The organism is Fibrobacter sp. UWB7 (assembly GCF_900142945.1).
In the GTDB taxonomy this organism is placed as follows: domain Bacteria; phylum Fibrobacterota; class Fibrobacteria; order Fibrobacterales; family Fibrobacteraceae; genus Fibrobacter.
Genome location: NZ_FRCO01000002.1, coordinates 258,256 through 278,928, shown reverse-complemented (window position 1 = coordinate 278,928; position 20,673 = coordinate 258,256). Strand labels below are relative to the sequence as shown.

The 20,673-nt window shown below is 49.7% G+C and carries 16 protein-coding genes; 1 reads left to right on the top strand and 15 read right to left on the bottom strand.

The window, feature by feature from the left end:
- Window positions 1-110: 110 nt before the first annotated feature.
- Genes BUC30_RS06690 through BUC30_RS06680 form a run of 3 tightly spaced genes read right to left on the bottom strand, consistent with a single transcriptional unit; the run spans window position 111 to window position 3,502 of the window.
- Entirely contained in the window at window positions 111-590 is a 480-nt protein-coding gene (locus BUC30_RS06690) for a hypothetical protein (protein WP_073424126.1), read from the bottom strand.
- A gap of 27 nt (window positions 591-617) precedes the next feature.
- Window positions 618-1,907: a U32 family peptidase C-terminal domain-containing protein gene (locus tag BUC30_RS06685; protein WP_073424125.1), complete on the bottom strand. Its 1,290-nt coding sequence runs from the start codon at window positions 1,905-1,907 to the stop codon at window positions 618-620.
- Between the two features lie 5 nt (window positions 1,908-1,912).
- Entirely contained in the window at window positions 1,913-3,502 is a 1,590-nt protein-coding gene (locus BUC30_RS06680; protein ID WP_083555595.1) for a hypothetical protein, read from the bottom strand.
- A gap of 184 nt (window positions 3,503-3,686) precedes the next feature.
- Between BUC30_RS06680 and BUC30_RS06675 the strand changes: the two genes are divergently transcribed.
- Window positions 3,687-5,792, top strand: coding sequence for a carbohydrate-binding domain-containing protein (locus BUC30_RS06675; protein WP_073424124.1), 2,106 nt, complete (start codon window positions 3,687-3,689; stop codon window positions 5,790-5,792).
- A 140-nt stretch (window positions 5,793-5,932) separates the two neighbouring features.
- Here BUC30_RS06675 and BUC30_RS06670 read toward each other — a convergent pair whose 3' ends face one another.
- The 12 genes from BUC30_RS06670 to ribD all read right to left on the bottom strand — a co-directional run bounded on the left by BUC30_RS06670 (window position 5,933) and on the right by ribD (window position 20,672).
- On the bottom strand, window positions 5,933-7,033 hold the full coding sequence (locus tag BUC30_RS06670) for a type IV pilus twitching motility protein PilT (protein WP_073424123.1): 1,101 nt from the start codon (window positions 7,031-7,033) through the stop codon (window positions 5,933-5,935).
- A gap of 1 nt (window position 7,034) precedes the next feature.
- The gene (locus tag BUC30_RS06665) at window positions 7,035-9,746 is read right to left on the bottom strand and encodes a tetratricopeptide repeat protein (RefSeq protein ID WP_073424122.1); all 2,712 of its coding nucleotides are present in this window, start codon (window positions 9,744-9,746) and stop codon (window positions 7,035-7,037) included.
- On the bottom strand, window positions 9,746-10,000 hold the full coding sequence (locus tag BUC30_RS06660; RefSeq protein ID WP_073424121.1) for a Trm112 family protein: 255 nt from the start codon (window positions 9,998-10,000) through the stop codon (window positions 9,746-9,748). Before BUC30_RS06660 ends, BUC30_RS06665 begins: the two co-directional genes overlap by 1 nt.
- A gap of 62 nt (window positions 10,001-10,062) precedes the next feature.
- Window positions 10,063-11,754, bottom strand: a complete 1,692-nt coding sequence (locus BUC30_RS06655) for a glycosyltransferase family 2 protein (RefSeq protein ID WP_244536524.1) — start codon at window positions 11,752-11,754, stop codon at window positions 10,063-10,065.
- A 32-nt stretch (window positions 11,755-11,786) separates the two neighbouring features.
- A complete protein-coding gene (locus BUC30_RS06650; RefSeq protein ID WP_073424119.1) occupies window positions 11,787-12,500 on the bottom strand; it encodes a polyprenol monophosphomannose synthase in 714 nt (237 codons plus the stop codon).
- A gap of 33 nt (window positions 12,501-12,533) precedes the next feature.
- A complete protein-coding gene (locus BUC30_RS06645) occupies window positions 12,534-13,472 on the bottom strand; it encodes a glycosyltransferase family 2 protein (RefSeq protein ID WP_073424118.1) in 939 nt (312 codons plus the stop codon).
- 16 nt (window positions 13,473-13,488) lie between these two features.
- Complete coding sequence (locus BUC30_RS06640; RefSeq protein WP_073424117.1) at window positions 13,489-16,566, bottom strand: glycosyltransferase family 117 protein; 3,078 nt, start codon at window positions 16,564-16,566, stop codon at window positions 13,489-13,491.
- A 5-nt stretch (window positions 16,567-16,571) separates the two neighbouring features.
- Window positions 16,572-17,012, bottom strand: a complete 441-nt coding sequence (gene nusB / locus BUC30_RS06635; RefSeq protein WP_014547329.1) for a transcription antitermination factor NusB — start codon at window positions 17,010-17,012, stop codon at window positions 16,572-16,574.
- Window positions 17,013-17,014: 2 nt separating this feature from the next.
- Window positions 17,015-17,482, bottom strand: a complete 468-nt coding sequence (ribH, locus tag BUC30_RS06630; RefSeq protein ID WP_073424686.1) for a 6,7-dimethyl-8-ribityllumazine synthase — start codon at window positions 17,480-17,482, stop codon at window positions 17,015-17,017.
- Between the two features lies 1 nt (window position 17,483).
- A complete protein-coding gene (locus tag BUC30_RS06625) occupies window positions 17,484-18,731 on the bottom strand; it encodes a bifunctional 3,4-dihydroxy-2-butanone-4-phosphate synthase/GTP cyclohydrolase II (protein ID WP_014547327.1) in 1,248 nt (415 codons plus the stop codon).
- Window positions 18,718-19,317 carry a riboflavin synthase gene (locus BUC30_RS06620; RefSeq protein ID WP_073424116.1) on the bottom strand — a complete coding sequence of 200 codons (600 nt, stop codon included), beginning with the start codon at window positions 19,315-19,317 and terminating at the stop codon, window positions 18,718-18,720. Before BUC30_RS06620 ends, BUC30_RS06625 begins: the two co-directional genes overlap by 14 nt.
- 83 nt (window positions 19,318-19,400) lie before the next feature.
- Window positions 19,401-20,672, bottom strand: coding sequence for a bifunctional diaminohydroxyphosphoribosylaminopyrimidine deaminase/5-amino-6-(5-phosphoribosylamino)uracil reductase RibD (gene ribD, locus BUC30_RS06615; RefSeq protein ID WP_073424115.1), 1,272 nt, complete (start codon window positions 20,670-20,672; stop codon window positions 19,401-19,403).
- Between the last annotated feature and the right edge of the window lies 1 nt (window position 20,673).

Genomic DNA, 20,673 nt, shown 5'->3' with positions numbered 1-20,673 from the left:
ATGTAACTTGGTGAAAATCAACAAGTTACATGCAGTAATTAGTTATTGAATTTTGGTTATTAGTCAATAGTCATTAGTCAGTAGTTTTTTTACTAATGACCTAATTAATTCTAGACGTTTTGCGACTCGTTGCTTGGAGTGGACTGAGGCTCGGTCTTATTTTCACCGAGCTTTTCTTGCAGATGGTCGATGCGGTTTTCAAGCAATTTTTCGATTTCAGGGAGCAGGCGATCCTTAACCCTATCCAGGTAAAGGCACTGCAACTGAATCATGCGATTGCGATGGCGACCGGCAAATTCCTGAATCCAGTGGCTCACGGCCTGCTGGCGGTCCTGGATTTTGTCATGCAAAGAACGCTGGATGAAAGTTCTCTGAACTTCCATATAGCGCTGCATATTGAACGGCATGCGGTAGGTTCGAATAAACTGCTTCAACAACACCAACAAGCAAAGATGATCATTGCATTGATGATCGTGAATGAACTGCCGTAACTCTTCCAGATGTTTCTGGAAGAAAGGCACAATCGCTTTATCATCAATCTGATAAAGTTCAAGTTCATCCTGTTCTTTTGTCGCTTTATCGACTGCCATGTTCCAAATCTATTTTTTTATGGTATATTATGAATTTGCACGTTTCACAAGAAAGCCAAATTTGGAGTTTTTTTCGCTATTTAAGGTGTTTTTTCCTAGGAAAACGCGTCCTTCCGTTCCCGGATTTAACCGATCTGCGGCAGCGCCGCGGAAATCCAGCATTTCCTCGACTTCGCACTTCTGCATGCCATCAGGAGTCATAAGTTCCAACGTATCGTCCATGGAGAAAGGATTTTTCACGTTCACAAGGCAAGCGCCCGTAGCCTCATCATAGTCCTTAATCTGGGCAGCAACGCAGCCACCAGCAGCATCCACATGCGTCGCTTCGTAGTTCTGCGGCAACGGTCCACGCAAGAATCCAGGCATAAAGCCTCGCCCATCGACAAAGCTAATCGCACGACGGCTTTCTTCGGGCACAGGCTTCCCTTCTGCTACGGCATCAATAGCCATGCGATAAGCGCGCACGACCTGGCTCAAGTAATACACAGAACGCGTACGGCCTTCAATCTTGAACGAATCAAGCCCACCCGCCACGAGTTCCGGAATCACATCCAGAGCGCAAAGGTCGCGGCTACTCATAAAGTAGGTGCCCCACGTATCTTCGTCGAGCGCAATCGGGTCAAGTTCCGGGCGATCGGTACGCTGGAGTGCAAACGAACCCTCATGTTCGCGATAGTCCTCGACCTGAGGACCGGAGTTCGCATACAAGCGATAAGGCATGCGGCAACTGTTATCGCAAGCGCCCTGGTTGGCATCGCGATGCGTTACCCAGTTCGAAAGCATGCAACGGCCAGACATAGCCATACAAACGGCACCATGAACGAACACTTCAAGTTCAAGGTCTGGAACTTGTTTCTTTATCTCCAAAATTTCAGACAGGCGAAGTTCACGGCTCAAGATGATACGGCGAACGCCTAAGTTTTTCCAGAACGAAGCTGCAAGATAGTTTGTCGTATTCGCCTGCACAGACAAGTGAACTTCGGTTTCAGGATGTTCTTTCAAAAGCCAGCCCACAAAGCCAGGGTCAGCCACAATCAAGGCATCCGGTTTAAGTTCCAAAGCAGCATTCAAAGCTCTCTGGAACGATTCCACCTTCACGTTTCGCGGAATCACGTTACTCGTGAGGTAGAACTTCTTGCCATGTTCATGCGCATAGGCAATGCCTTCGGCAAGGTCATCGAGATTTTTGAAACCGTTTTCGCGAGCACGCAGCGAGAACGCCGGCTGCCCAGCATAAACCGCATCTGCACCATAGGCAAATGCATACTTCATTCGTACAAGGTCACCCGCAGGTGCTAAAAGTTCTGGCTTTTTCATACACTCTACCACTTGAATCCAGCGCGGATATACGCTTTTTTATCATCAATCAACGTCAGCTCGCCCAAGAAAGAGAAACGACCACCTTCATAGCAAATCGCAGGAGACAGCATATACTGAAGTTTGGCACCATCGAGGAACTTCTTGGGAATTTTTAAATGATTCTTTGGTGTCGTATCGTTCACAGCGCTACCATAATCCGTTCCCTTCCAAAACCACGTCTGGCGAACAGAAGCAAAGATATGACCATCCAGACGGGCAAAGACATTCCAGTCAATCGTTCGGCTGTTCGGACCACCCTGATTGCCCAACGGGAATCCGAGATGCGCCACTTGAGCGGTATTCTTTTCAAAGTGCGTGTACACATAAGGTTCTACACGGGCGTATTCAAAAATCGTACCCGCTTCAATCTTGTGTCCTTTGTAATAAAAATCATGACCCGCCTGGAACCCCGCCATCCAAGCCCATTTCGCTTCAATGTTGTCATTACGGATCAAGCTAATCGGGGATTCCATATCATCCAGGAAAAATTCCGTATAAAGGCGCACCGCATTAAACAAGCGATAGTTGAAGTCAAAAGAAATGGATCCGTTATTGCTGTTTTCAGAATAATTCCCCTTTTCCATAAACAGCGGTGCGGTCGGAATAAAAAGCCATGGCTTCATATTATCGTAAAGCACCTGGAGTTCGCTGATACCAAACGTTGCATTCCCTACAGCTAGTTCATAGCGATGACCAAAAAGATTTCGCGTAGTCTTGTTCGACATGCTCATGCTGTTATTGTAAATGCGCAAGTCCGCATAAAAACTCATCACGCGGAGAGGGCCAATCATCATGTCGAGGCTCAACATATTATACGGAAGCGCAAACTGGTTCAAGGACAAGTTATTGTAGTAGCCCGGGCCCCAGTGCATCACGTCTCGACCAAAGTCCAAACGCAACCAGTCATAGTTAAAAGCAAAATGTGTACGGTAACGGGCATAGCTTGTGTATTCCACACCGGAATTATTTTCTTCGTGCTGAACTTCCAAAAATTCACCATCAAAAGATTTCGGAGACTTGGCGGAATGCCCTTCGCTATAAATTCGGGCATCCAAGACGAAGTCCACAGAATCCACAAAGCCGCGCAAGTAAATACCGCCATCAACGCCCGGCCAAATCGTATCACCAACGGATTTATTAGAAACACGATAATCACGCCCTGTCCAAACCTGGTCGCCGAGTGATTCTCCACTACGATAATCAATGCCGCCAATAATACTAGCCGCAATAGCAATTCTCGGAATCGAATCTTTAACAGAAAGCCCATTCCCTAAAATCCCCGCTCCATGAACATTATCAAAATAGAGAAGAGCGTTGCTTTCCGTTTTCGTGAAATTCTTGCGGAATGTCGTATCCCTGCGCGGATAAGTAAAATACTGGAGGTTATTTCCTGTCGTCTGTCGATGGTATTCGAACAACATCGGAGCGGTTTCCAGATTACGCAAGTTACGAGAATGTTCCGGTTCAATAACCGGCGAAGCCGCCTTCGATTCGCTTACACCTGCAACCAGTAAAAAACAAGACAAAAAGGGGAATATTTTCTTTAAAAGCATTTTCCAAATTTAGCATTTTCACTCGCCGGATTCGCCAAAAATGGAAAATTTGAGCCCTTTCGTTCCGTACGGAACTTTTTGTTCCGCTTAAAATTTCAATGTCCGTAAAAAAGAACAATACACACATTTAAAAGCGATTTCATCTAATATAAGTTTTAAGAAAATGTTGAATGGGAGATATTCTATGAATAAAAAGTTTCTGACCATGGGCTGTATTTCGAGCCTTTCATTAGCAATGTACTCCGGCTGCTCGGACTCGACTTCGGCTGTAGATTTTTACAACGTCACCGAAGAAATCGCCTCCAGCGATAGCCAGGAAACGGGTTCTCTGGAAGATCCAACAAGTAGCGCTAGCAACGAAATCAGCAGTGCAACTAGTAGCGCCACAAATTCGGGCAACGTTACAGTTTCTAGCAGTTCTGAAATTGTTCCGACAAGTAGCGCCATCAACGCAAGTAGTGCAAGCAACGGCACAAGCAGCGCCGTAACCGCTTCTTCGAGCAGCATTGCCCCGGCCGTCAATTCTAGCAGCTCGACGATACCGAGCGTACAGAGTTCCTCAAGCATTTCTGTAGCACAAAGCTCTTCGAGCGCTCCTGTTACGCAAAGTTCCTCCAGCACTCAGCCTGAACAAGTTAGTGGCAACACCGGGGAACGCCCTGTAATCACTTACGCCGCAAGTGGCGCCACAGCTACAAACGCTGGCAACTGCGTCTCCGTTACAGGCGGTACAGTGACTATCAAATGCGGTGGTGAATACGACTTTAGCGGTTCTTACAGCGGTAGCGACGCCCAGATTCTCGTGAACACCGCCAAGACGGATAGTTCCGTCTACCTGAACATGAAGGGCCTCACGCTCACAAACACCGCGGACGCTCCGATTTACGTGCAAAAAGCAAGCAAGGCTTTTGTCGTTGCCAAAAACGGCACAACCAACACATTCACGGACGGTTCTTCGCGCACCAAGACTTACAACTACACCAATGACTCCGGCGAAGCCAAGACCGATACGACGGGCGCTTGCATTTACGCCAAGGATGACCTTACCATCAAAGGTGAAGGTACACTTATCGTCAAGGCAAATTACAACAACGGTATCCATACCAGCAATGACTTGAAGGTGAAAAACGGTCTCATCACCGTGAACGCCAAGAACAACGGTCTCAAGGGTAAAGGCTCTGTCGAAATCAGCGGCGGAACCATCAACATTACTACGACCGAAGGCGACGGCATCAAGAGCGATACCGAAGACGCAACTGATTTGGCAAACGGCAAGGGTTCCATTGAAATCACGGGTGGTACAATCACCGTCACATCCGCTTTTGACGGCATCACGGCAGCTAACGCCGTTGTCGTCGCCAATGGAGAATCCACAGCACCGGCAATCAAGATTACATCTGGCGGCGGACAATCCTGCCTCAGCTTGAACACCAGCACGACCGGCGGACGCGGCGGAATGGGCGGTTTTGGCGGGATGGGCGGCAGTTCCTGCTCCACCACCGAAAGCATGAAGGGCATCAAGGGCGATTCGAGCATCACTATTAGCGGTGGCGTTATCGACATCAACAGCCGTGACGACGGTCTCCACAGCAGTGGCACAATTACTCTCAGCGGCGGCACAATGACCATCGCTACAGACGACGACGGTGTTCACGCCGAAAAAGCACTCTACGTCAAGGACAACGCCAACGTGAGCGTGACCATCGCTTATGAAGGCATGGAATCTCCAGACATGAACTTCGAAGGCGGCATCACGAGCGTGATTACCACGGACGATGGCTGGAACGCAGCTGGCGGCACAAGCACTACAACCGGTGGCAATACGGGTCGCGGCGGATTTGGCGGCGGTGGATTCCCAGGCGGTGGCATGGGCGGTAGCACCGGGAATCTCAAGGTCTCTGGCGGTTACCACTACATCTACGTCGGCACAGGCGACACGGACGGCATCGACAGCAATGGTGGCATCAGCATCACCGAAGGCGTCATCATCGTGGAATGCCGTATGAACGGCGGTATGGGCGGCATGGTCGATTCCGACGGAACAACATCCATCTCCGGCAACGCCAAGCTCCTTGGATTCGGCACAAACAATTCCGAAGAAGGTACACAATACAGCGTTAATTTCGACACCAATAGCTATTATGGCACATCGGATATCGCGTTCAAGCCAAGCTTCTCGGGTAGCAAGATGGTTTCTAGCGTAGGTAAGCCGGGCGTCGTGAGCAGCGTGAGCGGCATGACCAAGACTTGCTTCGGCAACAGCACCGATCGCTGCGTTTATACGAAGTAGTGCGGCATAGCCGCAGTTACTAGTCAATAGTCATTAGTTACTAGAAAGGCGAGCAATTATGCTCGCCTTTTTCAAATTCAGAAATCGTAAATTTATTGCAGGAGCATTCTGTTTACTGCCTACCGCCTACTGTCTACTAATTACATCCAGCCGCGGTCAGATGTACCAGAAATACCACGAATCTTAAGATCAAAGTCATCGCGGTTCGTGGCAGCGTTCATTGCCGTTTCAAGCGAAATCTGCTCGTTTTGGTAAAGTTCCAAAAGTGCCTGGTCGAACGTTTGGCTATGGTATTGAATGTGGCCTTCGGCAACAGCCTGTTCCACCATGTCAATCTTGTTTTTGTCCTGGATGTATTCCTTGATAGCGCCCGTATTTACGAGAATTTCGGCAGCCGGGACTCGCCCCTTGCCATCCTTAGTCGGCAAAAGACGGAGCGAAATAATGCCTGCCAAGACTTCCGCAAGCAAAAGACGCACTTCATCATGCTGGTGCGGCGGATACATCGAAAGCACACGGTGAATCGTTTCCACAGCATTCGTCGTATGGATGGTCGCAAAGACCATGTGACCCGTATCAGCTGCGGTAAGCGCAATCTGCATCGTTTCAAGGTCACGAATTTCGCCCACGAGGAGCACATCCGGGTCCTGACGGAGCGCTGCACGGAGCGCATTCGCATAAGAAAGCGTATCCACGCCAATTTCACGCTGCGAGATAATCGCGACATTATCTTTATAAAGATATTCGATCGGGTCTTCAACCGTAATGACGTTCACAGATTCTTTCTGATTGATATAGTCAATCATTGAAGCAAGCGTCGTAGACTTACCAGAACCCGTCGTACCCGTCACAAGCACAAGACCGCGCTTAGTCAAAGCCAAGTCACGAATCACTTCGGGCAAATGAAGGTCTTCAAAAGCCGGAATCACAGCCTTGATATGACGAATCACAACAGCAATTGTACCACGCTGACGGAACACGTTCACACGGAAGCGTCCCATATCACGAGCGCCCACAGCGAAGTCGCATTCCTTATTAGCCTCAAAACGCTGCTTCTGATCGCGATTCATGATATCATCCAAGAAGGAATCCATCATAGCGCTATCGATGCGCACATCAAAAAGTCTTTGCAATGCCCCATTGATACGGTAAACCGGCGGAACGCCAACTCGTAAATGCAAGTCAGACGCCTTGCGGTTTACCATCTCGCGCAAGAGCTGTTCTATGCGAAGTTCAGCCATATCAGCCTTCTCCAAACTTTTCGCGGCAAAGCTTTTCGACTTCTTCCAGGCGAGCCTTTATTTCGGCATCATCCGGATTTTTCTTGGCGAGGTCCGAATAAATTTCAAGAGCTTTATTGTAAACGCCCTGTTCCATATAAATGTCAGCAAGCGTACGCGTATTCAGACTATCGTCCAAATCAACAGCGCCACGAGAAAGCGGAGCTTCGGCATTTTCAACAAGACTTGCTGCCACTTCATCATCGGAATCGCCGGACATCAGGTAATCGACACCATTATTGTTCGGTTCATCCGATTCTGGCAAAGAGTCGTCTTCGTCAAAGAGCCCCTTGAAGGCATTGGAAACTTCAGTGTCAATGGAATCAAGTTCGGCAGACGGAGCCGGTTCTTCAGCGACTGGTTCAGCAGATTCAGGTTCTGCTACCGGTTCTTCAAGTTTTTCTGCAACGGGTTCTTCTGCAGCAACGGATTTTTCGGACTTTTCTTCCGGCAAATCCAAATCTTCGTCTTTACCGAAAATGCTATCGAAAGAGTCGCCAACGCTATCCTTTACAGAGGCTTCTTCAATTTCAGCACCCGTAGCTTCCTGGCTTTCATCACCAAAGAGGGCATCAAAAGCACCATCCACTTCTTCTGCTGCAGTATCTTCTTCAGCAGTTTCCGTAGCAGGAGCAGCAGCCTCATTTACCGGTTCTTCAAGCTTTTCTGCAACAGGCTCTTCTGCAGCAACGGGTTCTTCCAAAATTTCTTCGGCGGTGGGTTCTTCAAGCGATTCAGAAACAGGAGCTTCAGTAGATTCTTTAGCAGCCGGAGTTTCCTCATCCAAGTTCAGGACAAATTCATCGCCTTCTTTCAGCAAGTCTTCTTCATCCGAGAAATCCATATGGGATGTCGGAACAAGACCTTCTGCCGAAGCAATATTTTCAGCAGATTCAGACGGAACAAATTCCGGAGCCTTTTCAAGAGCAGCTTCGGTTTCTGCCGGAGTTTCTGCAACAGCCTCAGCGCTATTTTCAGCTTCTGCCGGAGTTTCATCGTCCAAGCTAAAGTCTGCATCAGCGGACTTTTCGAACAAGCTACCCAAAGAATCTTCATCAGATTTTTCTTCGGCAGCCAGAGTTTCTGCAACGGGCTCAGCAGTATTTTCTGCTTCTGCCGGAGTCTCATCATTCAGGCTAAAATCAGCATCTGCGGATTTTTCGAACAAGCTTCCAAAAGAATCTTCATCAGATTTTTTTTCAGCAGCCGGTTCATCCAAAGTCAATTCAGAGTTATCTTCTGTTTCAGCAGACTTTTCAAACAAGTTATCGAAGGAATCTTCAACGGATTCTTCAAGAGGCTTTTCTTCAGTTTCCTCGGTAGATTCCGTTGTTTCTGCAGCCGGTTCAACGACTTCTTCCAGAGCGATTTCAGCTTCAGAATCAGAGTTGTCAGAAGATTCCGCAGTAGCATTTTCTTCGGGAAGTTCATCTTCACCAAGAAGTGAAGAGAATGCATCGTCTACATTCGTCGTAGATTCTTCAGACTTAACATCTTCAGACTTCGGAGTTTCATCTAAATCAAGAAGATTGGCTTCGCCAGCATCTTCTTCATCCGAGAAGTCCATATGCGTCGAAGGAATACCACTATCAGAAGAACCAATTAGGTTTTCTTCATCTGTCGGTTCTTCATCAGGTGCACCGAGATCTTCGGCAACGGATTCAGCAACCTGTTCTGCAGGCTGTTCTTCTGCGGATTGCTCCACAGGTTGTTCCGCAGCAGGAGCTTCTTCCGGCAGTTCATCATCACCAAGGAGCGAAGAGAATGCGTCATCGATGTTCGTCGATTTTTCATCCGACTCTTGCGGTTCGTCCAAACTGTCAAGACTGAATTCATCATCAGACTTTTCTTCAGCAACATCTTCGGACTTCGGTTCTTCCACCACATCGAGTTTTTCTTCTTCATCCGAGAAATGCGAGAACAGAGACGATGTCGCAGATTCAGTTTTTTCACCAGACTCCGCCACATCAAGATCGTCATCACCGCCCAAGATTCCAGAAATAGCAGAAGAAACTTCGGACGAATTCAGCACATGACCGCTAAAGTCCGGAATTTCAGTACCATCGGGATTCCTTGCAATTTCATCCGAAGCAAAGTTCAGAGAATTGCGCAAGTCATCCATCGAGGCATTGTCTTCTTCGTCTGTATTCGGGAGAGACGCAGCGAGGTTTGCAAAGATGTTGTCTTCACCACCCTCTGCATTTTCAGCATCATCGGAAACATCCATCGTGAACGAGCTATCGTCCATCGGCGGAGCAACAAGCGTCTGATCCTCTTCAGGCAGAACGTCGTATTCATCTTTCCAGAACGGATCGAGCGGGTCCATATCATGGACACGACGGAAACAAGCATTACGCTCAACTTCCTTGCCTAGCTTATCGTAGGATTCACCCATCCGCTTATGGGCAGAAAGGCAGAACGGGTCCTTTGCAAGCACCTTCTTGTATTCTGTAATACTACCGGCAAAATCCTGCTGACCTGCTAATATTCTAGCACGAACCAACATAGCAGGAACATCGGACGGCGATGCGGCAAGTGCGGCATCCACAGTCTTGAGGGCAGCTTCGTAATCACCCGAAGCACGTTCCATATCGGCAAGCCAGGCCAAAGCCTGAGAACGCCCCTTATTCTTTTTTACTGCCTTTCTAAGAGAATCCAACGTTACAGCCATCATTACTCCAATGGAAGAAGAACAGCTTCGTCCGCTAAAAGTACAGGTATGCCTTCACGAACTGGATAGACTCGAGATCCATCAGGAGTCGTAAGCGCTTCGGTCAGGGGTTCAGTAATAGCTTCGCCAGCAACGTTCTTGAGCGTACCAGCCTTAATAGCATTGTTCAAAAGAGCGATGCAATCCTCGCCCGCCTGCGAAAGAGGCTCGCGAGTTTCCGGACAGCAAAGAATACTTAACAATTTAGAATCGAGCATAAGACCTTTCAAATTTGTTATTTCATCAAAAAAATAACACAATTTTTACAAAAAAGAGCGATTTAACGAAGATATTTGAGGTTTACAAGGGCAAAATTGCCGTTTTTGCCATTTCCAATGAGCAAATAGACGCACATCCCCAGTTTATCGAGCCAATTCATGTTGAATTCTTCACGGTAACCCGAAAAATTCGAGACCACCAAAAGCTCGCGGCAGCCCGTGCGGTTGCAGATGGACTCCATGTCCGAAAGAGGACCAAGGAGGTGCTTGCGGTTTTCTTCGCTCAACTTTTCGGGTTCAGAACTCACGCAGCCGAGAATTTCGATACCCGGAATCACGTTGTAGCTGTCGAACCAGTTGTTGAGGGAATCTTCGCGACCACCCAGCAAGATGGAACGGTGGCGTTTTTTCGCAAAAATACGGTAGAAATAGTTTATCCAAAACGCAATGCGACGCCAAGCGAGGAGCGCAAGCGGGATAAAGAGGCTGGAGCAGACTGCCAAGGTAATCCAATGAGAATCGTATGGCAAATAAGTTGTAGCACCATCGACAACGGGCGTTTGGGTAAAGTAGCGGAATGCCGAATACCCACCGACAATAAGCAGGTTCAACGGAATCAAGTAACGCAAGAACTTTTCGCCCGCGAGACTGGATACCGTATATTCCCCACGGAACATGAGGAACACGATGTTCAAAACAACAGCTAAAATAGCAAGGATCCAGTCTTCAGAACCAGAATGGATGATGACATCGCTTTTGCCTGCACAATCAAGGCATGTCGAGAACACGCCTGTTTCATAGCAGAGAATGAAAAACGCCCAAATCGCCACAACGCCCAAATCGAGGAACATCTTCCAGAATTTCGGAATCAGGCGCGAGAACATGCCCACGAACGCAGCAAATAAAATACCGAAAGACACGAGGAAATTTGGGACAAAATAAAGGTCCTTGTGCTTTTTCACGAAGATAAGCATAGCCTTGTAGAAGTCCACGTAGGAACCCCAACGGCGCGTGCGGCAGCTCTGGCCCTTGAAATGCAAGATGTTCGTGACCGGCGTGTAATAGTTCTTGAGGCCCATCTGCTTTGTACGGAAGCAGAGGTCCAAGTCTTCGCCGTACATGAAGTAGTCTTCGTCAAAGCCGTTCAGCTTTTCATAGACATCTCGACGGATGCAGAAGAACGAGCCGCTAATGGCATCGACTTCAATCATCTCGTCCGGGTCAGCGTACGTCATGTTGTAGCTGGCAAGCGTCTTGCTCTTCGGGAACATCGCCGCAAGACCAATCGTCTTTGAGACCGCAGACACAATCGTCGGGAAAGAACGGCGGCAGGCCCACTGGAGCGTACCGTCTTCGTTCAAGATGCGGCAGCCGACCGTACCCGCTTCCGGATGCTCTTCCATGAACTTGAGCATTTCGCGGAAGGCGTTCTTCGAGATAATCGTATCCGGGTTGATAAAGAACAGATATGGCTTGGTCGCATGCTTTTCAGCAAGGTTACAGCCCTTACCAAAGCCCAGGTTTTCCTTGGAGTCAATCCATTCCACTTCCGGGAAGAAGTTCTTGATTTCGGGAATAATCGGTTCGGTGGAACCGTTATCCAGAACGATAATCTGCGAATCGATTCCTTCACAAGCATCGCGCACAGACTTGAGGCATGCCGGAATGAAGTCGCAAGAGTTATAAGCAATGATAATGACTGAACAAGAAAGCATAGGCAAGTTGACAATTCCAAAATTAACTGGATCCTTCACGCTGCGCGTTCAGGATGACGAGATGCGCAGACCTAAGCGAGTCCGAGACGAAGCTTGAGCACAAGGAAGAACGCTTCGGAGATGATTCCGCCGCTCATCTTGGAAGTGCCGCGGGTGCGGTCCGTAAAGATGATGGGGATTTCCTTGACGCGGAGCCCCTTCTTCCAAATCTTGAAAGTCGTTTCAATCTGGAAGCAGTATCCGTCACTCTTCATCTTGTCGAGGTTCAAAGCCTGCAAAGCTTCACGACGGAAGCACTTGAAGCCACCCGTTGCATCGCTAATCGGGAGACCCGTCACAATGCGCGTGTAGACGTTTGCACCGTAGCTCAAAATCAATCGACGCAAGTCCCAGTTCACCACGCTAATGCGGTGATCCTGATAGCGGCTACCCAGCACGAGGTCAGCATCTTCTGCAGTTTCCAAAAAGCGGTTCAGGTCGGTCGGAGAATGGCTAAAGTCGGCATCCATTTCGAACACGCGTTCGTAATCGCGTTCGAGCGCCCACTTGAAACCCATCACGTAAGCAGAGCCAAGGCCCATCTTACCCTTACGGCGGATCAAGTGGATTCGCGGATTCTTGTCGGCTTCGGCTTGAACGAGGTCGCCCGTACCATCCGGGGAGCCATCGTCCACTACCAAAATTTCCAGACATTCATTCTGTTCCAAAATCGCCGACATGATAAGGAGAATATTCTCCTTTTCATTGTATGTCGGAACAATTACCAAACTCTTAGGAAACGCCATTAAATACCTCTCTAAACACAAATCTATACAAAATTACAGTTCGCCAATGACATCAGAAACAGGATAAGTCCTCTTTTTATTGCCATTCATCATCTCGCCCAAAAGACCAAGCGAGAAGAACTGGATGCTCATGACAAGCGAAAATGCGCCAGCCAACAAGAGCGGACGAACATGCATTGCTCCCGTCTGGATCCATTCATAGCCAAAATAGCCGCAAGTGCCAAGGCCAAAAAGCATCAATATAAGCCCAATCAGACCAAAGAAATGGAGCGGCTTCGAAGAGAAGCTACGCATGAACATGAGGGAAACCAAGTCCAGGAACCCGCTCACCAAGCGGGAAACACCGTACTTCGAGACGCCGTGAACGCGAGCGCGGTGAGCCACCGGCATCTCGGTAATGCGAAAGCCCTGCCACTTTGCCATGACCGGGATAAAGCGGTGGTAATCGCCGTAAAGCTGGATAAAGCGAACCACGGAACTGCGGTAAGCCTTGATGCCACAGTTGAAATCGTGCAAGCGCTTGCCACAGACTATCGACACGGTCAAGTTGAAGAGCTTGGAAGGCATCGTCTTGTGCCACGGATCAAGGCGGCGGATTTTCCAGCCAGAGACGAGGTCGTAACCGGATTCGAGAATTTTGATCATCTTCGGGATTTCGAGCGGGTCATCCTGCAAGTCGCCATCGAGCGTTGCGACGTACTTGCCGCGAGCCTTGGAAAAACCAAGGGCAAGAGCGGCAGCCTTGCCGCAGTTGAACTGGAAACGGAATGCGCTTACCGAAGAACCCGGCTTTGCGTTGTATTCCTTCGCCAAGTCCTCCACCACTTCCCAGGTATTGTCTCGGCTACCGTCATCAATAACGATAACCTCGAATTCCATACCGGTCGGTTGAATGGCTGCCCAAATTTCCTTCATCAACTCAGGAAGATTTTCACTTTCTTCCTTAACAGGGATAACCAAGCTCAAATCCATGACAATACCTCGAGAACTAATTTACAGCAGGAGCAGCATCAGTAGCCGGCGTTGTCACCGGTTCTTCATCTACTTTAAGCACATCATCGGTAATCGCTTCAATCTGCTGGAGGCTCATCTTCAAGCGGCTACGGCCCGGACCATCGTAAGTCGGGATGTTTTCGAGACCACGATTTACGACTTCAAGAGCCTTAGCCTTCATGCCTGCAGAGGCATAAACGTAAGAAGCAGCCCAGTAGTTGCGCCATTCTCTCGGGAACTGGTACATGCCGAGTTCGAGATACTTAGCAGCGTTCGTGGCAATGCTTTCGACTTCAGCCTTGTCGGCGTAGGTAAACGGCTTCTTGGAGACAAGGGCAGCAATCTTTTCACGAGCGTCAAACGAAATCTGCAAGTAGAGCGAGACATAGCTGCTGAGCAAGCGTTCGGTTTCTGAATTGATGTAAGCAGAACCGTCACCGAGACCGCGGAACTTGTAAACGGTATCGATCATGGCTGCTGTAGCCTTGGCATCAAAGGAATTCTGACGCGGAGTGAGGTCGCCCTTTACAAGGTTATAGACCATACCTTCCTGGACCATGTACTTTTCAAGACCCATGAAGTTAGACGTACCGACCGTCGTCGAGATTTCAATCGGGCGATCCATGTTCTGGAGAGCAAGATCAATCACGAGCTTATACTGCGTGAGCATCATGCTAGAACGGTTTCTCTTGGCCCAATCCAGGAATGCATCCCAAACCTGGTAGTTCACCTTGAACTGGAGAAGCTTTGCAGAATCAGCATCGGAGAGGAAACCTGCAGCTTCCATCTGGTCGATACGTTCCTTGAGCTTCGGCTTGAGCGTTTCGGCACGGCGAACCCAAGTAGAAACGAGGTGATTCGGATTGTTAGCGCTGCTATTGTCAAGGACCATATCGTTGTCGATCGATTCCTTGTTGTAAGAAAGCTTGAGAATCGGTTCGTTCGTGAGCATCTGCTTGATGTACCAATCCGTGTTGCCCAAGGAAAGGTTCACCACGCGAACGTCCTTACGGACACCGGCAACTTCCTGAGCAAACCACAGCGGGAACGTGTCGTTATCGCCATTCGTAAAGAGAATAGCATTCGGACGGCAGCTGTTGAGGAGGTTGTAGGCATAATCCCAAGGAACCCAAAGACCAGAACGGTCATGTTCCTTGTAGTTCGAAATGCACGGAACCAGGAACGACACAAGCACGAGTGCGGCGGCAATCGGGGATGCAAAAGCCATTGTCGATGCAGTCGTTGCAGCGAGCAGCACGAGAATACCCGCACCAATACCGTAAATCATGCTCATGAAAATGAATGCCGGCGTATAGAAGTAGTCACGTTCACGGACTTCCATGTGGACCGCTTCCGGGAACGGGGCGCGCTGACCAAAACGGGCAAAGCTTTCTTCAATCTTCTGCCAATTTCTCCAAGCAGACGTATTTTCGGCATCGCTAATCTTCTTTTCGAATTCAGCAATTCGAGAAGCCGGAGCATTGTTCATGCGAAGGCGTTCGATAGCGAGCTTGGAGTAGTCAATCGTCTGGCGGAGATCGATAAGTTCGTTCGGATCCGGGAGAGACGTAATGCCTGCACCAGCATTGTTCAAATCAGCAACATTGCGAGTCATGGCATTTACCCAGTAGTCACGGTCACGCTGTTCCATGCGAGTGCCATCGGCAAAATTGATGTAGAACAGGAGGCCAAGAGAGCAAAGGGCATAAAGCGTCGAGACGAAAATACCGACATGCTTATTGCGCTTGTAGACATACACACAAGTAGCAATAAGGAGGCCGTTAAACAGCAAGAAGAAAAGGAACTGCAAGAAGGTGTTGTCGCCCATGAACGACATCTGCGTCGGGAACTTGATACCAAGACGTTCGACAGGTTCATTTTCAGAAGCGTCAAACGTATAGACACCGTTAGCATAGTTCACCCCACCCACCTTATACGGGAGGTACTGGGCCATCTGGTAACCACCATAGCTCATGCTCGGGAAAGAGAGCACCTGATGAGCAATCTGGGAACGACGGTAGAAAGCACGGGAAATCATGCTTTCGGAACCATACTGCTTACGTTCAATGAACGCATTGAAGGCATCCCAGTTCTTAGCTTCAAAGAGGTTGCCGAGCTGGAGGTTGCCCTGTTCGTCGCGGATGTTGAGTTCCGGGTCGTTTTCGTCAATCGTCGGGTTAAGTTCCGAACGAATCGGGATGTAAAGGTGCGTGCTGTAACCGACCAAAGCAAAGAATGCAAAGGCGAGAGAAAGCTTGAACGCATGGTTCACGCGAGCCGGGAAAGCAGCTCTGATCGCAGGAACAAAGACAATAACAGAAAGGACGACAAGGCTAACCAGGGAAATTTCAATAAACGCAGAGACCATGTAAATCACGGAGCAAAGGAGCGTACCCGTAATCCAGATAGGAATGCGTTCGACAATCTTTTTCGGCTGAGCCACGAGAAGCAAGGCAAACACAGCCGGGACCGTGAGCATCGTGTAAAGGTGAGCGCCCACACCGAGGAATGCGATATAGCAAATGAAGATGAGGATGCGATCGCTACCCGCTTCATCACGCTTGTTGTACCACACGAGACCGAGGTAAGAGACAAGCATCAAGATGAGCATGGCGACGCCATAGACTTCGGCTTCAACCGCGTTGAACCAGAACGTATCGGAGAACGTGAGGAGGAAGCCAGCGACGAGAGCGGCAGTGCCAAGCACAAACGTGCGCATCTTTTCAGAAATCTTTTCGGCAAGGGCGTCCGTTTTGAGGACTGTTGCCAAAAGTTCCCAGGCAAAGAGGGCTGTCACATAGACCGTTGCGGCAGAACTCACCACGGAGATGTAGTTCACACGCTTTGCGATTTCACCCACGAACGGCAAAAGGAGAATGACCGCACGGGCAAAGAACACGAAGAACGGCGTTCCAGGAGGATGAGGAATGCCAAGCGTGTTGGCGCAAGCGACGAATTCACCGCAGTCCCAGAAAGAGACCGTCGGAGCCATCGTCATCATGTAAACGATCAAAGCAATAAAGCCAGCGATACCGGCAAAGATGTGCTTATGCCACTTCTCGTTAATCTTCATAAAAATTAAGCATCCTTCTTAGTATTGTTTGCAACCATGCCACGCTTCTGCAAGAATCCGGCGAGGAGTCCGTTCACGAACGTGCCCGAAGAATCCGTGCTGAACTTGGCGGCAACCTGAACGGCTTCAGAGATGACCACCTTCATCGGGATTTCAGGAACATACAAAAGTTCAACCATCGCGATGCGCAGCACAATCCTATCGAGAGTCGCCATGCGCTCAATTCCCCAATGAGCGGAGCAGGCTTCGATTTCGGAATCGAGTTCGGCCTTGTGAGCAAGGACCAAGTCGACAAGCTTCATGCCGTACTTTTTCATGTTGTCCTGGAGCGGCTGGGCTTCCAAAACGCCCGGGAGAGCATCAGCAACCGTACCGCCAGAAATTTCCATTGCGTAAAGCAACTGCATCGCAAAGACGCGAGCAGGTCTAAAACTTACTTGTGCCATAATTATTTTCCAATCTGCTTGTAAAGATTTACCATTTCAACGGCAGTTCTTGCCCAGTTGCAACCGAGGTTACCAGCCTTGAGACCTGCGCGGTTCATCGCCTGGTCAACCGTGTCGGTCGTTAAGATTCCGAGAATCACCGGGACCTTGCCTTCGGCAGCGAGCGATGCGATTCCGCCCGTAGAATTGTTCACGACAACGTCGTAATGCCCTGTTTCGCCACGGATAACGGCACCGAGAGCAATCACGGCATCGTACTTGCCAGAATCCACAAATCTGCGGCAGAGGCCCGGCAGTTCAAAAGCGCCCGGCACATGAGCCACAGCGATATCATCGCTATCGACGCCGAGCGTTTCGAGTTCGCGGACTGCGCCTTCGAGGAGGCGGTCGGTCACCACTTCATTGAAGCGGGCGACGGCAATCGCGACCTTCAAACCAGAACCATTGAGGGAATTTTTGAATTCTTTCATCTTATTTTCCTTCATCTAAAACTTCGGCAGCGCCATGATCTGCATTGTCGAGATGGAGCTCGTGGCCCATCTTTTCTTTCTTGGTGCGCAGATAAAAACGGTTGATGTTGTTGGGCTTGATTTCGATAGGCACGCGCTCCACGATCTTGAGACCGTAAGCGGAAATGCCAGAAATCTTGCTCGGATTGTTCGTGAGGAGTCGCATTTCCTTCACGCCGAGGTCTGCCAAAATCTGGGCGCCCGTACCGTACTGGCGCAAGTCGGACTTGAACCCAAGGTGGAGGTTCGCCTCGACCGTGTCCATACCCTTTTCTTGCAATTCATAAGCGCGGAGCTTGTTGCAAAGACCAATGCCACGGCCTTCCTGACCGCGCATATAGAGGAACACGCCGCCATGTTCACCAATGAACTTCATGGCTGCGGCAAGCTGGTCACCGCAATCGCAACGGAGGCTACCAAAGATATCGCCCGTGAGGCATTCGCTGTGAACGCGCACATAAACCGGCTTACTGAAGTCTGGATTACCGGCAACCCAGGCCACATGTTCGACGCCATCGGTCTTGCTGCGGTAGGCATAAGCCGTGAAGTCGCCGTACTTGGTCGAAACGTGCGGAGCGGCCACGCGCTGCACAAGCTTTTCCGTTTTCAGGCGATAGTCAATCAAGTCGCGGATGGAGATAATCTTGAGGTCGAACTTCTTGGCGACTTCCTGGAGCTGCGGCATACGAGCCATCGTGCCGTCTTCGTTCATGATTTCGATGAGAGCGGCAGCCGGGCGGAGACCGGCGAGCTTGGCGAGGTCCACTGCGGCTTCGGTGTGGCCTGCACGGCGCAAAACGCCTTCTTCCTGGGCGTAAAGCGGAGAAATGTGACCCGGACGACCGAAGTCACTCGGTTTGGAATTCGGATCGGCGAGAGCCTGAATCGTTGCGGCACGGTCGTGGGCAGAAACACCCGTAGTGCAGCCTTCGAGCTTATCGACCATGACGGTGAACGGAGTGCCGAGCATGGAGGTGTTTTCGGCAGTCTGACGCGTAAGATTCAATTCGCGGCAGCGAGAAATCGGAAGCGGGCAGCAAAGCACGCCACGCCCCTCGTGGAGCATGAAGTTCACCTTTTCGGGAGTAATCTTTTCGGCGGCGATAATGAAATCGCCCTCATTTTCACGGTCTTCGTCATCAACCACGACCAAGAACTTACCGTTCTTGAAATCTTCAATGGCCTCTTCAATCGTATTAAGCAAGGTCACGTTCCTTTAGATAGTTTTCAATATATTTGCCGAGCATATCGACTTCCACATTCACCACGGTGCCTGGCACCCAGTTCCTGAGATTCGTGCGGGCTAAGGTCTCGGGGATAATGCAGACGCGGATGTAATCCTCCCCTTTTTCGGCCACCGTAAGGCTAATGCCGTTCAAAGTGATGGATCCACGACGGATGACATAGCGGCGCAAGTCAGCTGGCAGAGCCAAATCGACTTCCACGCCCGTTTCACGCGGAGTGACGCGCAAGACTTCGGTGGTGCAGTCCACATGCCCCATCACAAAGTGACCGCCCATAAAGCTATCGGCGCGACAAGGATACTCGAGATTCACGAGATCCCCGACTTTTGCCTGCAGGAAGGACGTATTCACGACGGTCTGGTGCATGAGACAGAACGTTGCTTCGTCATCGGTACAGTTTTCAACGGAGAGGCACACGCCGTTATTGGCAATGCTGTCGCCCAGTTTGCTGTTTTTGAAGAATCCCGGCGACTTCATGCGCATGGTAAGCGCGTCTCCCCTATTTTCGAGGGAAATGATTTCGCCGGTTGCTTGAATTATACCCGTAAACATACGAGCACAAATGTAGAAAAAATGGCGTTAGTTATTAGTTATTAGTTACTAGTTACTAGGGGAAAAGGCGGATTAGTTTTCGCCTACCCCGGATAATACACGGTCAGTACATCGGGGCCGATGACAGCGGATTCCTTGGCGACGATGTTGGCCGGCAATTCGGGATATTCGAGACCAGCCTTGACGGCGCCAGACTCGATGAGTTTTTCAAGGGCGATATCAACGGAAGAATCAGTGGAACGCCAAAGATCGAGGCGGTTCCATAAAGGCTGCGTATTTTGCGTTTGCGAGAGATTGCGAGATTCGTCTTTAAAAAGTTCGCGAGCGAGAGCTGCGCCGGGTTCCACCATCAAGCGGTGCATTCCACGAGCAGACAAGTCATCAACCATCGCGCACCAATTTTCAGCAAACGAATCGTTTAAGAGTATAACGCACTCCGCAACGTTCAGCAATTTCGGTTGTGCCACGCACGAAAATACGATAGGCTTTGCATCGCTCTCACTGAAAATTTTCAAACGTGAAATTTCATCGGCGCTAAATTCGTGATGTCCCGCCCAGACAATTTTCACAGGATTGTTGCCTGCGGCATAACGCACGTCAAGGCTCGGGTTATCGGCAAGGAGCGTCCCTGCGCCAACGAGAATCGCATCACTCATCGCACGGAGTTCGTGATTCCAGCAGTTCGCGCCTTGCTTTGTAATTGCTAGCGGCAAATGGTTCCCCGCCTTATCCACGCAGCCCATAAAGCCATCCTGAGAAACAGCAGACTTGACTTCCACAAAGGTGCGCTTGGTGCGTACAAAATAATCATACGCTTCAAAATAGCGTTCCACTTCGGCAAAGACCGCACGACCTTCGGCTTCACGAGAAACTTTATCCAACGGCAACGAGCTCGTAAACTCAAAGACGCGGCATTCCGTACAAGATTCACCGTTCGAGCAATCCTCGACGCAAGCGAGAATGCAAGCGTCCACGCCTTCATGGACTTCAATACCCGCCTCTTCGAGAATCTTGCGAGATTTCCCATGCACAACGGGATTCGGATCGCAATGAGCGAAATAGACTTTCTGGATCCCCGCTTCAATAATCGCCTTGGTGCAAGGCGGCGTACGACCGTAATGGCAACAAGGTTCCAGAGTCACAAAAATAGAGGCTCCGCGAGCGAGTTCACCCGCATCACGTAATGCCATGACTTCGGCATGAGCGCTCCCAGGACGCTGCGTGCGCCCCTTCCCCACGACAATTCCATCTTTGACGATAACGGCACCCACCGCCGGATTCGGGCGGCTCTCACCAATCGCAAAGAAAGCTTGCTCTAAGGCAAACTGCATGAAGTTTGTGATTTCTGGAGTCATT